General features: G+C 75.8%; 12 protein-coding genes. 7 read left to right on the top strand and 5 right to left on the bottom strand.

The window, feature by feature from the left end; genetic code table 11:
• Positions 1–40: 40 nt before the first annotated feature.
• Positions 41–553 carry a hypothetical protein gene (locus ACIF6F_RS20185; RefSeq protein WP_399948314.1) on the bottom strand — a complete coding sequence of 171 codons (513 nt, stop codon included), beginning with the start codon at positions 551–553 and terminating at the stop codon, positions 41–43.
• A 71-nt stretch (positions 554–624) separates the two neighbouring features.
• Entirely contained in the window at positions 625–1,002 is a 378-nt protein-coding gene (locus tag ACIF6F_RS20180; protein WP_399948312.1) for a VOC family protein, read from the bottom strand.
• A gap of 109 nt (positions 1,003–1,111) precedes the next feature.
• Here ACIF6F_RS20180 and ACIF6F_RS20175 point away from each other — a divergent pair, with 109 nt between their 5' ends.
• Positions 1,112–2,104, top strand: coding sequence for an ADP-ribosylglycohydrolase family protein (locus ACIF6F_RS20175; protein ID WP_399948310.1), 993 nt, complete (start codon positions 1,112–1,114; stop codon positions 2,102–2,104).
• Between the two features lie 639 nt (positions 2,105–2,743).
• On the opposite strand, the gene ACIF6F_RS20170 is transcribed toward ACIF6F_RS20175, so the two are convergent.
• Positions 2,744–3,535: a glutamate racemase gene (locus ACIF6F_RS20170; RefSeq protein ID WP_399948308.1), complete on the bottom strand. Its 792-nt coding sequence runs from the start codon at positions 3,533–3,535 to the stop codon at positions 2,744–2,746.
• Between the two features lie 138 nt (positions 3,536–3,673).
• On the opposite strand from ACIF6F_RS20170, the gene ACIF6F_RS20165 reads away from it, so the two are divergent.
• From ACIF6F_RS20165 to ACIF6F_RS20145, 5 genes are all read left to right on the top strand, one after another.
• Positions 3,674–4,846, top strand: a complete 1,173-nt coding sequence (locus tag ACIF6F_RS20165) for a glycosyltransferase (protein ID WP_399948306.1) — start codon at positions 3,674–3,676, stop codon at positions 4,844–4,846.
• 323 nt (positions 4,847–5,169) lie between these two features.
• Positions 5,170–5,640 carry a DUF6643 family protein gene (locus tag ACIF6F_RS20160; protein WP_399948304.1) on the top strand — a complete coding sequence of 157 codons (471 nt, stop codon included), beginning with the start codon at positions 5,170–5,172 and terminating at the stop codon, positions 5,638–5,640.
• A gap of 81 nt (positions 5,641–5,721) precedes the next feature.
• Complete coding sequence (locus ACIF6F_RS20155) at positions 5,722–6,555, top strand: MOSC domain-containing protein (RefSeq protein ID WP_399948301.1); 834 nt, start codon at positions 5,722–5,724, stop codon at positions 6,553–6,555.
• 295 nt (positions 6,556–6,850) lie between these two features.
• On the top strand, positions 6,851–7,480 hold the full coding sequence (locus ACIF6F_RS20150) for a hypothetical protein (protein ID WP_399948299.1): 630 nt from the start codon (positions 6,851–6,853) through the stop codon (positions 7,478–7,480).
• A gap of 149 nt (positions 7,481–7,629) precedes the next feature.
• Positions 7,630–10,107 (top strand): right-handed parallel beta-helix repeat-containing protein, encoded by a 2,478-nt coding sequence (locus ACIF6F_RS20145; RefSeq protein ID WP_399948297.1) that lies wholly within the window; start codon positions 7,630–7,632, stop codon positions 10,105–10,107.
• Here ACIF6F_RS20145 and ACIF6F_RS20140 read toward each other — a convergent pair.
• Positions 10,067–12,739, bottom strand: coding sequence for a hypothetical protein (locus tag ACIF6F_RS20140; protein WP_399948295.1), 2,673 nt, complete (start codon positions 12,737–12,739; stop codon positions 10,067–10,069). The two genes, ACIF6F_RS20145 and ACIF6F_RS20140, sit on opposite strands and share 41 nt — an antisense overlap.
• A gap of 204 nt (positions 12,740–12,943) precedes the next feature.
• Between ACIF6F_RS20140 and ACIF6F_RS20135 the strand changes: the two genes are divergently transcribed.
• Positions 12,944–13,426: an SRPBCC family protein gene (locus ACIF6F_RS20135; RefSeq protein ID WP_399948293.1), complete on the top strand. Its 483-nt coding sequence runs from the start codon at positions 12,944–12,946 to the stop codon at positions 13,424–13,426.
• Between the two features lie 153 nt (positions 13,427–13,579).
• On the opposite strand, the gene ACIF6F_RS20130 is transcribed toward ACIF6F_RS20135, so the two are convergent.
• The gene (locus ACIF6F_RS20130; protein WP_399948291.1) at positions 13,580–14,272 is read right to left on the bottom strand and encodes a VOC family protein; all 693 of its coding nucleotides are present in this window, start codon (positions 14,270–14,272) and stop codon (positions 13,580–13,582) included.
• Positions 14,273–14,551 lie beyond the last annotated feature (279 nt).

Genomic DNA, 14,551 nt, shown 5'->3' with positions numbered 1-14,551 from the left:
GCCGGGCCCCCGGCACGGGCGGAGGGGATGCGTCCGCCGGTCAGCCGGGGGTGTGGAGGCGGGAGCGGATGATCCGTACCGCGGTCTCGGCGTCGTCCACGGTGACGGTGAAGAGCCGGCCGTCGCCCAGTCTCAGGACGACGCCCTCGCCACGGCGGACCACGACCGCGGTGCCCTTCTCGGGGCGCCAGCGGTAGCCCCAGCCGCCCCACTGGCGCGGGGTGACGCGGGGCGCGAACTCCGCGGACGTGATCTCGGCGAGGCGGATGCGGCGGCGCGGTACGCCGATGTGGCCGCAGCGCACCTCCAGGCCCTCGTCGTCGACGGTGACGGCGACGTGGACGAAGGCCAGGGTGCCGCCGAGGATGAGCAGTCCGGCGGCGACGCAGCCGACGACGGACATGACGAGCGGGGCGAGGCTGCTGGTCCAGGCCGGCTCGACGGCCAGCTCGATGCCGAGGGCCAGGAAGGCGGCCCCGGCGGCGGCGAGCAGCCACTGCACGCGGTTGGTCGCGCGGCCGGTCCACAGCGGTCCGGTGGGGTGGTCCCTCATGGTGGCAGCGTACTCACCTTTCGCACACCCGGCAGTGGCCACGCGGCCGTCCGTGGCCCCGCCCCGGTCCCTCAGCCCGCCGCCGTGCGGGGCGTGGTCTGCTGCACGGCCCAGCGGTTGCCGTCGGGGTCGGCGAAGTAGACGAAGGAGCCCCAGGGCTGGTCGTCGATCGGGGTGACGTCGATCCCGCGGGCGGTGAGGTCGGCGTGCGCGGCCTCGATGTCCGCGACGACCACCTGCATGTTGTCGAGCGAGCCCGGGGCCATCCCCGTCAGCCCCTTGCCGACCGCGATGGAACACGCCGACCCGGGCGGGGTGAGCTGCACGAAGCGGACGTCGTCGCTCACGGTGTGGTCGTGGTCGGTCCGGAACCCGACCTGTTCGTAGAAGGCCTTGGCCCGGTCCACATCGCTGACGGGCACGGCCACGAGCTCCAGCTTGATGTCCATGGGGGCCATCATGCGCCGTCCGCCCCCACTCGGCCCCCCGTACACCGACTCCGGCGGCCACCGGAGGTACGGTGCGACGGACCCCGCACGGGGTCGGGGGAGGAACACGATGACGGTGCCGGAATGGTCGGACCGGGCCGCGGGAGCGGTGCTGGGCTCAGCGGTGGGCGACGCGCTGGGCGCGCCCTTCGAGTTCGGGCCGCCGGGGGTGCTGGCGGCGGGCGCGGCCGAGATGGCCGCGGGCGGCGGCTGGGACCCCGGCGAGGCGACGGACGACACCCAGATGGCCGTGCTGGTCGGCGAATCGCTGCTGGAGCGGGGCGGGCTCGACCTGCCCGACGTCTTCGCCCGGTTCCAGCGCTGGGCGGCGGGCGATCCCAAGGACATCGGCCTCCAGACCGAGGACGTACTGACGAACGGCGCGCCTTGGGACCTGGCCGCCGCCCTGCACTTCCAGGTGAACCTGCGCGCGGCGGGCAACGGCTCGCTGATGCGTGCCTCGACCCCGGCCGTGTACTTCGCCGCGGCGGGCCGCGAGACCACGATGGACGCGGGCCGGCGGATCGCAGCCCTGACGCACGGCGACCGGGCCGCCTGGGAGGGAACGGCGATCCTGCACGAGTTGGTGCGGCTCGCGCTCGGAGGGGCGGACCCGCTGGCAGGCCTGCCGGAGGTGCTGGCCCTCGTACACCCGGCCCACCGTGAGCGGTACGCCGTGGTGCTGGCCCCGGACTGGCACCCGGAGCGGGCCACGGAGTTCAACGGGGCGGTCTGGCCGTGCCTGGGGTCGGCGGTGTGGGCGCTGCGGACCACCGAAGACTTCGCCCCGGCGGTCCGCGCGGCGGTGGACGTCGGCGGGGACACGGACACGGTCGCCGCGGTCACCGGGACGCTGGCCGGAGCGGTGTACGGGCTCGGGGCCGTGCCCGAGGAGTGGAGCCGGGCCCTGCACGTCCCGCTGCCTGGCTGGCCGGGGCAGGTGCTGCGGGCTGCGGATGTGGTGGGGCTCGGGAGGCGGCTGGCTGAGGTGGGTCTGGGGGTGGGCGCGGAACCGGGGGTGAGTGCGGGTCCCGGGATGAGTGCGGGTCCGGGGGTGGATTAGCCGCAGCAATTGTGGGCCCGTGGATATGCCTTCTGGATTGCGCCTCCCGGCATGCCCACTGCTTCAACCGGAATGGCGGCTACAGGCCTTCATACGCCTCCCGGTCCCACCTTCTGTAGCCGGCCCAGGCGTTCAGAGAAGCGTGGCTGAGCTGGCTGGTGGGCTGATGGAGGCTCCCGTGCACCGGATACCGCGTGACCGTCTCGTTTGGGCGCACCTTCTGTGGCTGATGTTCACGACTACCGGATTTCCATGGCCATCCCCCGTCTCGGACCTCAGCCACAGAAGGTGCGCCCACGCGAAAGGCGCGGGCGATCACCGGCGCACGGGAGCCTCCCTCAGCCACCCACCATCAGCAACCACGCTTCTCTGAACGCATGAGCCGGCTGCAAAGGGATGGTGCGGCGAGGCGTCTGAAGGCCTGTAGCCGCATTGCCGGGCAGCCTTGGCAGCGCTTCGGGGAGGCGCAATCCAGAAGACATGTCCACGGGATCACCGTTGACCACCGCCCCCGGCCGCCAGGCCGGGCACGGCCCGCACCCACCCCGCCACCGCCCCGGCCGCCAGGCCGGGCATCACCCGCACCCACCCCGCCACCGCACCCGTCCGTCCGTCCGGCCGCCCCGCCGCGGGATCGTCTCAGGCGGTCCGGGCCGGTTGCGGGGTCAGGAAGCGGCCTTCCGCGTACGTCAGGGCTTCCGCCGGGAGGGCCGACGGCCTTGAGCTGAGCAGGACCGTCAGGCTGCCGGTCGTCGGCGCCTCCGGGTCGGCCTCGATGCCGAGGCGGCGCAGGGCCTGGGTGGCCACCGCGTCGGCGGAGCCGTGGAAGGTGAGCGGCGCGCCGCCGGTGCGCGGGCGCAGGGCGTCCCGTACGGCGTCCTCGACCAGCTCGTAGTGCGTGCAGCCGAGGACCACGTCCGTGACGTCGGCCGGGGTCAGTGCTGCCGCCGCGGCCACGGTGCGGGCGATGGCCTCCTCGTCGGCCCACTGGACCGCGTCGGCGAGGCCCGGGCAGGGCACCTCGGTCACGTGGACGCCCTCGGCGAAGTCGCGGATCAGGGCGCGCTGGTAGGGGCTGCCGGTGGTGGCGGGGGTGGCCCAGATGGCGACCTTGCCGCCGCGGGCGGCGGCCGGCTTGATCGCCGGTACCGTGCCGATGACCGGGATGCCGGGCTCCAGCGCCGCGCGGAGGGCCGGGAGCGCGTGGACCGTGGCGGTGTTGCAGCCCACGATCAGCGCTTCCGGCGCGTGGGCGGCGGCGGCCCGGGCCACCTGGAGGGCGCGCTCCGTGAGGTCCTCGGGGGTACGCGGCCCCCAGGGCATGCCGTCCGGGTCGGACGAGAGGACCAGATCCGCGTCGGGCCGCAGCCGGCGTACGGCGGCGGCGGCCGGCAGCAGGCCGATTCCGGAGTCCATGAGCGCGATCTTCACCCGGTCACTTTAATCGACGGCCTCCTCCGGCCCGTGCCGACGGCCCGTGCCGACGACCCGGTCCCGCCGGGGAGGCGGGGGTCGCGGGACGGCCTGTCCTGCCGTACGGCCGGGGCGTGGTGCGGCAGACTGCGGCGGATGAGCGTCCTCACCGTGACCGCGCTGCTCTCACTGGCCGCCTGGGTGTGGCTGCTGCTGTGCCAGGGGATGTTCTGGCGCACGGACGTCCGGCTGCCGCCGCGCCGCGATCCCGCGCGCTGGCCCTCGGTCGCGGTGGTCGTGCCGGCCCGCGACGAGGCCGCCGTACTGCCCGACAGCCTGCCGTCGATCCTCTCCCAGTGCTATCCGGGCGAGGCCGAGGTGGTGCTGGTGGACGACGGGAGCACGGACGGTACGGGGTCCCTCGCCCGGCAGCTGGCGGAGCGCGCCCCCGGGCTGCCGCTGACCGTGACCTCTCCCGGCGAGCCCGAGCCGGGCTGGACCGGCAAGCTGTGGGCCCTGCGCCACGGCATCGCGCTGGCCCGGAGCCGTCCGGCGGGTGCGCCCGAGTACCTGCTGCTCACCGATGCCGACATCGCGCACGAACCGGACAGTCTGCGCGAGCTGGTGGCCGCCGCCGTCTCCGCGGACCTCGACCTGGTCTCCCAGATGGCCCGGCTCCGCGTGGCCACCACCTGGGAGCGCCTCGTCGTGCCGGCGTTCGTCTACTTCTTCGCCCAGCTGTACCCGTTCCGCCGGATCAACCGCCCGCGCGCCCGGACCGCGGCGGCCGCCGGAGGCTGCGTGCTGCTGCGGACGGAGGCGGCCGTGCGCGCCGGGGTGCCGGACTCGATCCGGCAGGCGGTCATCGACGACGTGTCCCTCGCCCGCGCGGTGAAGCGCGGCGGCGGCCGGATCTGGCTGGGCCTCGCGGACCGGGTGGACAGCGTCCGCCCGTACCCGGCCCTCGGCGACCTGTGGAAGATGGTCTCCCGCAGCGCGTACGCGCAGCTCCGCCACAGCCCGCTGCTGCTGGCGGGTACGGTCGCGGGCCTCGCGGTGGTCTACCTGGTGCCGCCCGTCGCACTGGCCGCCGGGCTGCTCTCCGGGGACACCGCGGCCGCGTACGCCGGTGGCCTGGCCTGGCTGCTGATGGCCGGCAGCTATCTGCCGATGCTCCGCTACTACCGCCAGTCCGCCGCGCTCGCCCCGCTGCTGCCCTTCACGGCCCTGCTGTACCTGGGGATGACGGTCGACTCGGCGGTGCAGCACTACCGGGGGCGGGGCGCCACGTGGAAGGGCCGCACCTACCCCCGGCCGAGCGACGCCTGACCCGGGCCGGCGGGCGGCGCCGGCGCCCGCCGAGGAGCCTCGCGCCCCCCTCGTCCGCCCCTGCGCGATGACGGGTGGGTGAAGAACCGGTGACGCGTGGCCCGGCCACGAACATCACCGACGGCGACCCCGATTTGACAATCTGTCAAAATCATGTCCCCAACGGGGGGTACGAGATCGGACAGAAGGGTCTCCAGGTGACGAATCGATCCCGCGTGCAGGGCGTGAACGGTGTGGTGGTTACCTGCGGATATGCAGGTCAGAGCGGTGTTCCCGGCGTCAGCCTATGGACCGGGTGAACCAGTGGGCTTAACTTATGTCCCATGACCTCCCCCCGCGCCTCTTACGGCGGCGGTTACTACTCCGCGCCGTCCTTCCCGGACACCCCCATCTACGACTCCCTGGTCGCAGAGCGGGGCACTCCCCAGATCGCTCCGATCCGGGTCCCTGCCGCCTACGACCAGCCGAGCAGCAGCAGTTACCTGCCCGCGCTGCCCTCGGCCCTCCCGGCGCTCCCGGCCGCCCCGTCCCACCAGGGCACCGGCGGGTACGGCTACCCCTACCAGCAGCAGGCCCCGCAGCCGGTGCCGCTCCAGCACGCCCCGGCCCCCTACATCCCGCAGCAGGCGCCGGCCCCGCGCGCCTACGCCCCGCAGCAGCCGCCCCGCCCGGTGGCCACCACGGGGTACGAGGCGATGCGCCCCGCGGCGCCCCGCCCGATGCAGGCCCCGGTGCCCGCGCAGGGTGCGTACGAGGACCCGTACGGGCGCCCGTACCAGTCGCGCGGCTACTAGACCGTCCCGCGCGGAACGACGGTCAACGGTCATACGCAGGGTGCGGTCCTGCCGGGGACGACCACCTGGCAGGATGCACCCATGCCCAACGATTCGGTCATGAAGGTCCAGGCGCTGCACGTCCATCCCGTCAAATCGGTTGCGGGGACTGCCCCCGACGAGGTGGCCGTGGAGCCCTGGGGCCTGTCCGGGGACCGACGGTGGGCCCTGATCGACGATGACGACAAGGTCATCACCCAACGCGAGCAGCCGCGGCTGGCGTTGGCACACGCGACGCCGCTGGGGGGCGGCGGATTCAGCGTGTCGGCACCCGGCCGCGCGACGCTCGCGGTCGAGGTGCCGGAAGCGGACGGCCTGACGCCCTTCACGCTCTTCGGCAAGAAGGTCGAGGGCGTGCTCGGCCCCGCCGCGGCCCACGCGTGGTTCAGCGACCACCTCGGCACGCCCGCCCGGCTGGTGCACCTCGACGAGCCGTCCCACCGGCGGCCGGTGGATCCCGAGTTCGCCCTGCCCGGCGAGACGGTCAGCCTCGCGGACGGCTATCCGCTGCTGATCGCGACCCTCGCCTCCCTGGAGGCGCTGAACGAGCTGATAGCCGCGGGCGACCGGGCCGAGGAGGGCCCGCTGCCGATGGACCGCTTCCGTCCCAACGTCGTGGTCTCCGGTGCCGAGCCCTGGGCCGAGGACGCCTGGGGCCGCCTCACGATCGGCGACGTCGAGTTCCGCGTGGCCAGGAACTGCGGACGGTGCGTGGTCACCACCACCGACCAGCGGACGGCCGAGCGCGGCAAGGAGCCGCTGCGGACCCTGGCCCGGCACCGCCGCGACGGCAAGCGGCTGATCTTCGGCCAGCTGCTGGTCCCGGTCACGCTGGGCACGCTGCGCGTGGGCGACGAGGTACGGGTGACGGGCTAGCGACCCCCGGGCGCCCCACGCCCCGCCCGCCTGCTGCCTGCTGCCTGCTGCCCGCTGCCCGCTGCCCGCTGCCCGGCCTCGCCGCCCGCGGGTCCCCCGTACCGCCCTCTCGCCCGCCCCGCCCCCGGGCCGGCGCCACCCCCGTCCCACCCTTCCGTGTTTCCCGCCGCCCGGCGGGAACCCCGTGGCGCGCGGGGACGTTGGGACCCGTGACGTGCGGCCCGCCCGCCCCGGATGCGCGAGTGCCCGGTGTGGGGGAGGCTGGGACGACGGAGGGCGAAGGGGGTGCTGGACCGTGCGTACCGCAATGGGCGTCTGGCGCTGGCGGCACAATCCGCTGCGCAGGACGACCGACCTGATCGAGGCCTGGGTCGCGCTCGCCGCCCTCGCCTGCTTCCTCCTTCTCGTGCCCGCCGTGGGCACCCTCGCCGGCACCCGCGTGGACGACGTGCTCCAGCAGGCCGTGCGCCGCCAGCACGCGGAACGCACGCTGATCAACGCGGTGGTGACCGCCGGCAGCTCCGCCGCGGGGGCCGCCGCGTCCGGCCGTGCGGCGGACTCCGCCGACCCGGGCGCCCGGCGCCACGCCCCCGCCGACCCGCACGTGGTCGCGTCCTGGACCGGCCCCGACGGCAGCCGCCACACCGGCACCGTCGCGACCGGCACGAACGTACCCGGGCCCGGCCAGGCGGTGCCCGTGTGGACCGACGACCGGGGCCGGCTCGTCAGCCGCCCGCTCGACACCACGACCGCCGCGACGCACTCCGCGCTGGCCGGCCTCGCGGCCGCGGCGACGGCGGCCGCGCTGGTGGCCACCGTGCGGCGGCTGATCGTACGCAGGCTCACGCACCGGCGGTACGCACGCCTGGACCGTGCGTGGGCCGCCGCCGGACCCGACTGGGGCCGGACGGACGCGGGCGGCTGACCTGTCAACTCCCCGGCCCCGCGCGCGCTACCGTGGACCGGCCGGCGTGTTCGCGCGGGTGCGCGGGACGCGGGTGAACACCGCGGCGGTCCCGCGGCCCGGAACGCGCACGGCATCGAACGACAACCAGGTGGGGGCACAGCATCGCCATGGCACAGGGCACGGTCCAGGTCACGCACGGCGGTACCTCTCGGTGGCGGCGCCGCACCGGTGAGTACCCGACTCTGGCCGCGGCCCTCGACGCCGCGGGCGACGGCGACGTCCTGACCGTCGCACCCGGCACGTACCGCGAGAACCTGGTGCTGCGCCACGCCGTCACCCTGCGCGGGCCGGAGGGCGCGGTCGGCTCGGTGCGGATCGCGCCCGTGGACGGCGTCGCGCTCACCATCCGGGCCTCCGCGGTCGTCCAGGACCTGCGCCTGGAGGGCCAGGACGCTGCCGCGCCCGCCCTGCTGGTCGAGGACGGCGCTCCGGAGCTGACGGACCTGCGGGTGACCACCAGGTCGGCGGCCGGCATCGAGGTGCGGGGCGGCGCCCGCCCGGTGGCCCGCCGCTGCACGGTCGAGAATCCGGCCGGCGTCGGGATCGCCGTACTCGACGGCGGGGGCGGGGTGTTCGAGGACTGTGAGGTGGTCTCCGCCGGTCAGGCCGGGGTCTCCGTACGCGGCGGCCACCCGCGCCTGGAGCGCGTCCGGGTGCACCACGCCGCCGGGGCGGGCCTGAGCGTGACCGGCGAGGGCTCGGCGCTGGAGGCGCTGGGCTGCGAGGTGTACGAGATCAAGGGCACCGGGGTGCAGGTCGCCGGCCGCGCCACGGCCCGGCTCACCGACTGCTCGGTGCACCGGACCACCGGGGACGGGGTCACCCTGGACACGGACGCGGTGCTGGCGCTGGCCGGGTGCGACATCCACGACGTGCCCGAGAACGCCGTGGACCTGCGCTCGCGCTCCGTCCTCACCCTCAGCCGCACGACCGTGCGCCGCTTCGGCCGCAACGGCCTGTCGGTGTGGGACCCGGGCACCCGCGCCGACGCCGAGCAGTGCGAGATCCACGACAGCACGGGCGACTACCCCGCGGTGTGGATCAGCGACGGTGCCACCGCCTCGCTCACCTCCTGCCGGGTGCACGACGTGCCGGACGCCGTGTTCGTCCTGGACCGGGGCTCGCGCGCGGACGTGGTGGACAGCGACCTGTGGCAGGTGCGCAACACCGCGGTCTCCGTCAGCGACGGCGCCACCGCACAGCTCGACGACTGCCGGATCCGGGAGGCCACCACCGGCGCCTGGTTCCGGGACCACGGCAGCGGCGGCACCCTGGCCGGCTGCACCGTCGACACGGTGCAGACCGGCGTCATCGTCACGAAGGGCGCCGACCCGGCGGTCGAGCGGTGCACCGTCACCTCCCCCGCCGAGGCCGGCTTCTACGTGTCCGCCGGGGGCCGGGGCACCTTCCACGCCTGCAAGGTCACGGACAGCGGCGGCTTCGGCTTCCACGTGCTCGACGGCTGCCGCACGCTGCTGACCCGGTGCCGTACGGAGCGCTGCGGACGCGGCGGCTACGAGTTCGCCGAGGAGGGGCCCCGGGCCGAGGAGTGCACCAGCGACGAGAGCGGGCTGCGGGCGGGCGGCGCGGCAGGAGTGGCCGGGGTCGCCGGACCGGCCGGGGTGACGGGGGTGGCCGGGGCAGTCGGACCGGCCGGGACGGAGCGCACCGCGGTACCGGGCGGCGCCGTGCGGGCGCAGGCCGCGCGGGCCTTCGCGCCGGAGGCCGTGGCCGTCGTACCCGCCCCGCGGGCCGAGCCCGCCGGGACCCCGGACCGCGGCTCCGGCGAGGTGCTGGGCGCGCTGGACGCCCTGGTGGGACTGGACAGCGTCAAGAAGGAGGTGCGGGCCCTCACCGACATGATCGAGGTGGGCCGGCGCCGGCAGCAGGCCGGGTTGAAGGCCGCCTCGGTCCGCCGCCATCTCGTCTTCACCGGTTCTCCCGGCACGGGCAAGACCACCGTGGCCCGTCTGTACGGGGAGATCCTGGCCTCGCTCGGGGTGCTGGAGCGCGGCCACCTGGTGGAGGTGTCCCGGGTGGACCTGGTCGGCGAGCACATCGGCTCGACGGCGATCCGCACCCAGGAGGCCTTCGACCGGGCGCGCGGCGGGGTGCTCTTCATCGACGAGGCGTACGCGCTGGCGCCGGAGGACTCCGGGCGGGACTTCGGCCGCGAGGCCATCGACACGCTGGTGAAGCTGATGGAGGACCACCGCGACGAGGTGGTGGTGATCGTCGCCGGGTACACGGCCGAGATGGAACGGTTCCTGACGGTCAACCCCGGTGTGGCGTCGCGTTTCTCACGGACCATCACCTTCGGCGACTACGAGCCGGCGGAGCTGCTGCGGATCGTGGAGCAGCAGGCCGACGAGCACGAGTACCGGCTCGGCGGGGGCACGCCGGAGGCGCTGCTCGACTACTTCACCCGGCTGCCCAAGGGGCCGGCCTTCGGCAACGGCCGCACTGCCCGGCAGACCTTCGAGGCGATGGTGGAGCGGCACGCGGGGCGCGTGGCGCAGCTGGCCGAGCCGAGCACCGACGAACTCACCCTGCTCTTCCCGGAGGATCTGCCGGGGACTCCCTGACGGGGTTCGCCGCGGCCGGGCCGTACGTGTCCGGGGGCTCCGTGATCGGGCTCTCCCTGGGCGGAGGCTCCCCGCCCGGGATCTCCACGAGCGGTTCCCTGGCCGCGGGCAGGGTTCCGGGCAGGGCGGTGGACACCGTGACGACCAGGGCGGCCGGCCCGCCCACGGGCACGGCGGCGGTGCCCTCGGCCGGCGCGGGCCGGACCGGGCCGATCCGGGCGAGCAGCGCGTCGCGTTCGGCGGCGAAGGCGGGGTCGGCCGGGTAGTCGGAGTGGCCCAGGAGCGGTGCGGGAAGCGGGTGTTCCGGCGTACGCCCGTACGCCAGCGGGTCCTTGAGCGGCCCCCGGTCCACGTGCTCCGGCCCCGAGCCGTCGTACCGGACCGGCCCGCCGATGGGGTCGGTGGCCCGCCACAGGTTGCGCCAGCGGCCGATCGCACCGTGCAGGTCGGTCAGGGGGCCGGGGCCGAAGTGGGCGGGGAACCAGCGCCCGTACAGCCTGCGCAGCGGTGACCCGTACGTGAGGAGGGCGACCCGGTCGCGCACCGCGGGCGGCAGCTGCCAGACGGCGGCGGCCGCGAGGACGCTGCCCTGCGAGTGGCCGGAGACGACCAGTCGGCCCCCGGCCTCCCGGGTGCGGTCGGTCCACGCGGTCATCCGCCAGACCAGGTCGGGGACGGCGCGCTCGGCGTAGCAGGGCGGGGCGAAGGGGTGCGCGGCGCGCGGCCAGAACGTCCCGACGTCCCACAGGATGCCGATGGTGCGGCGGGCGGAGGCGTCGCGGTACGCGCGGCGGCCCCAGGTGACGAAGAGCAGGAAGCCGAAGCCGATCAGCCAGGAGCCGAGCGCCTGCGCGCCCTCGACGGCGGCCGCGAGCGGCGGGTACGCGCCCCTGGCGGCCTCCCCCGGCACGTCGCGGCTGAGCCAGGCCCCGGCGAGGGCCGCGGCGCCCAGCACGAGGGTGACGCCGGAGACGGCGGCGATGAACCAGGGCGTCGTGTCGGTGAGGGAGGCGGCGGCCCGGGCTCCGGCGATGGCCCTGCTGCGGTCGGTGTCGGGACGTTCGCCGGGGTATTCGGCGGCGACGGTGGCGGCCAGCCTGCGGCGCAGGAGCGCGCCGCGGGCGCCGAACCAGCCGGCGAGGAGGAGCAGGACGAGGAGGAGCGGCGGCAGCACCGCGGCCTGCCAGGAGAGCAGGACGGGCGGTCCGGCGAGCGGGGTGCCGGGGGTACCCGGGGTGGCGCCGCCGTCGAGCCAGTCGGCGACGCGCTGGGCGACGCCGCCGGACATCACGCCGCCGAGCGCGCAGGCGAGCATCGCCACGGCGGGTCCGCCGAGGCCCCGCAGGGCGGACCCGGGGACGGGGTGGCGGCGGTGCAGCCGGTGGGCGACACAGGCGAGGGCGAGCACCAGCAGCCCCTGGGCGAGCATCAGCAGGCCGAAGGTGAGGTCGCCGGGCAGCCGGCCGTGCGACCGCCAGCCGGGCCGGGACCAGGCCGCGTAGCAGAGGCCGAGGACCAGCAGGGCCAGGGCGCAGCCGGGCAGCAGGGAGATCACGGCCCGGTCGAGGCGCTCGTCGGCGTGGCCCTCGGCTCGGCCCCTTCGGCAGACCACCCCGACCACGAAGAGGGCGCCGAGCGCGATGAACGCCTCCAGCACCGTGCCGGCCACGGCCGTCGGCACGTGCCCGCGGGCGCGGTCGTGGCGGGCGGCGGCGCCGGTGACGGCCGCGGCGACGGTGAGGAGGCCGGCGGCGGTGTGCGCGGCACGCAGCCGGGCGACGAGCCGGCGGCCGAACCAGAAGCCGGGGCGGCCGAGGGCGGGGCCGGCTCCTGGTTCGGCCGCGGCCGGGGTGATCCTTCCGGGGGACGGCTCGCGGCCGGGATCGTGACCGGGCTGCCGGCCGGGCTCGGGGTCCTGCTCGCGGCGGGGGTCGTGACCGGGCTGCCGGCCGGGCTCGGGGTCCTGCTCGCGGCGGGGGTCGTGACCGGGCTGCCGGCCGGGCTCGTGGTCCGGGGGGCGCTGGGACTCGTACGCGCTCCAGGTCCGGTTGGAGAGGTACCAGAGCAGGCCGGTCAGGGCGGCGGGCACGAGGGCGCAGAGCGCCACTCGGCGGCCGGGCTGGGACCACCAGCCATGCCCTTCGGGTGCGAGGGGGCCGAGCCAGGAGCGTTCCGCGGCGCAGGCGGGGGTGCCGGCGCACTGCCAGGCGAGCAGGTCGAGGGCGACTTCGCAGGCGGCTGCGACGAGCAGCACGGTGAGGGTGAGGGCGACCAGGCGGACCAGGACGCCGTACGTCCGGACCGTGCGGCCGCCGCCGGGTGCTCCGGGGCGGGCCCAGTGGGCCAGGTTGACCACCATGAACGGCACGAGGAGCAGCCAGAGGGCGCGGGCTCCGTTGCCGGAGGTGAGGCGGGACCAGACGTACGCCTCGGTCACCGGCCGGCCGGCGTGGCGCTCGGGGTGTTCTTCGGCGTCGGCGTCCTCGGTACGGCGGAACACGGCGGCGGTGGCGTCGCCGGTGATCCGTACCGTGCGCGGGTCGGCGAGCAGGCCTTCGGGGGCGGCGCCGCCGACGCCGTGCACGAGCAGTTCGAGCGAGGGGCCGACGGGGTGGGCGGGTTCCTGGGGCACGGCGGCGCCTCCTGTTCCGGCGCGTTCCGGCGCGTTCCGGGGTGGCCCGGGGCGTTCCGGGGCGGTCCGGGGGCGGTTCTGGGTGGGGGGACCAGGATCCCGGTCCGGTCCGGTGATGCCCGGTTCAGGGGGCGCGCAGACATCTGACGCTCCGACAGCTAGGGTGCGGACGAACCGTTTCTCTTCTCCGGGGGTGTGGGACTCATGGCACGCCGACTGCGGCCCGTCGGGGTCGACTTCATCGAGACCGCGCCGGTGCGGCTGGTCTTCTCGGCCGGTACGGCCGCACCGCCCGAGGCGGTGTACCGCGCGCTGGCCGAGGACGTGACGGGCTGGCCCCGCTGGTTCCGGGCGGTGACGCTGGCCCGGCCGACGCACGGCGGCGCGGGCCGGGAGGTCCGCCTGATGGGCGGCGTCCGCTTCCAGGAGACGATCATGGCCGCCGACCCGGAACTCCGGTACGCGTACCGGGTGGACGAGACGAACGTCCCCGGCGTGCACGCGCTGCTGGAGGAGTGGCGGCTGGCTCCGGAGGGCGCGGGCACCCGGGTCCAGTGGACCTTCGCCGCAGCCGGCCCGTCCCCGTTCCGCCTGGCCCTCACCGCCGCCCGCCCGGGCCTCGGCCACAGCTTCCGCGACGCCCTGCGCACCCTGGACCGCCACCTCACGACGACCCCGACGCCGTAACCCGGCGCCGCACCGGGCCGCCTGCCCCCTGGGCCCGGCCGAGGCGCCGTGCCCCGGCCGGCCGACTCGCGGGCCCCTGCCCCGGCCGGCCGACTCGCGGGCCCCTGCCCCGGCCGGCCGGCGCGGCGCCCGGGCGCGGTTCAGGCGTGCACCTCAGTCGTCCCGGCCCTGCCATGTGGTCACGCAGGCCTCGTTCCCCTCCGCATCGGCGAGCACCCAGAACGCGGGGGCGCGGGCCGCGGACACGAGTCGGCCCCCGGCCGCCAGCGCGGCCGCGATCCGCAGGGGTGCCTCGTCATGGGGTACGCAGAGGTCGAAGTGGATGCGATTGCGCTGGGGGCGCGCCCGGTCCATCTGCTGGAACCAGAGCGCCGGGCCCTGTCCGGCAGGGTCGACGAGCGGACCCTGCGGCCCTTCGGCGCCCGCCTCGTCGGCGTAACCCAGCACCGCCTTCCAGAACGGCCTGATCGCTGCGATGTCCAGCGCATCGATCGCGATCTCCAGCTGTTGGACCGACCTCGGTGCCCCCGTCCCGATCTCGGGCTCCGTCAGCAGCCCACCCTTGCCGACCGCGGCGGTGATCCGGCGCGCGAGCTCGACGTCCCGGGTGGTGACCGCCGCATGGTCGGTCGACTGCAGTGTGAGCACGACCCGAGCAGGGCGGGCGTCGACCCGGAGGTGCCGGTCGGCGTCGCTGCCGCACACCGCGACGGCCTGCGCCGCCACGCCGACGGCCTGGGCCAGCCGTCCGGTCGGGACCGACGTCCACAAGGCGCCCAACAGGAAACGCCAGCCCTGGTCGTGCACGGCCTCCGAGGCTTCCTGCCGGCTCAGTACCTGCTCCATGCCCGCATCCTCGCAGCCCACCGGCGGACGCGTCCGGCGGACGTCCGAAGCACCACCCGGGCGCGGGGCGCGGCGGCGCGGGCGAGGGCGAGCGGGCCCGACCCCTCCCCCGTCCTGCGGCAACTCGGCTCATACGCCTGCGCGTCGGGCCTCCACTGTCGCAGGATGTCCGGTGTCAGGTGCGAGGGGGGCCGTGCGCGGTCCCGGGGGCGTGGGGGCGTGTTGGTGGGACAGCTCGCAACAATGACCCGTGGGGCAACGGGAGCCGTGGGCGGACCG

Source organism: Streptomyces sp. NPDC086023, assembly GCF_044540325.1.
In the GTDB taxonomy this organism is placed as follows: domain Bacteria; phylum Actinomycetota; class Actinomycetes; order Streptomycetales; family Streptomycetaceae; genus Streptomyces.
Note: the sequence above shows the minus strand (reverse complement) of the source record. Positions and strands in the feature narration are given on the sequence as shown.

Coding starts and splice junctions, on each gene's coding strand:
- ACIF6F_RS20185 (WP_399948314.1), bottom strand. CDS start 553: ATGAGGGACCACCCCACCGGACCGCTGTGGACCGGCCGCGCGACCAAC.
- ACIF6F_RS20180 (WP_399948312.1), bottom strand. CDS start 1,002: ATGGACATCAAGCTGGAGCTCGTGGCCGTGCCCGTCAGCGATGTGGAC.
- ACIF6F_RS20175 (WP_399948310.1), top strand. CDS start 1,112: ATGACGGTGCCGGAATGGTCGGACCGGGCCGCGGGAGCGGTGCTGGGC.
- ACIF6F_RS20165 (WP_399948306.1), top strand. CDS start 3,674: ATGAGCGTCCTCACCGTGACCGCGCTGCTCTCACTGGCCGCCTGGGTG.
- ACIF6F_RS20160 (WP_399948304.1), top strand. CDS start 5,170: ATGACCTCCCCCCGCGCCTCTTACGGCGGCGGTTACTACTCCGCGCCG.
- ACIF6F_RS20155 (WP_399948301.1), top strand. CDS start 5,722: ATGCCCAACGATTCGGTCATGAAGGTCCAGGCGCTGCACGTCCATCCC.
- ACIF6F_RS20145 (WP_399948297.1), top strand. CDS start 7,630: ATGGCACAGGGCACGGTCCAGGTCACGCACGGCGGTACCTCTCGGTGG.
- ACIF6F_RS20135 (WP_399948293.1), top strand. CDS start 12,944: ATGGCACGCCGACTGCGGCCCGTCGGGGTCGACTTCATCGAGACCGCG.
- ACIF6F_RS20130 (WP_399948291.1), bottom strand. CDS start 14,272: ATGGAGCAGGTACTGAGCCGGCAGGAAGCCTCGGAGGCCGTGCACGAC.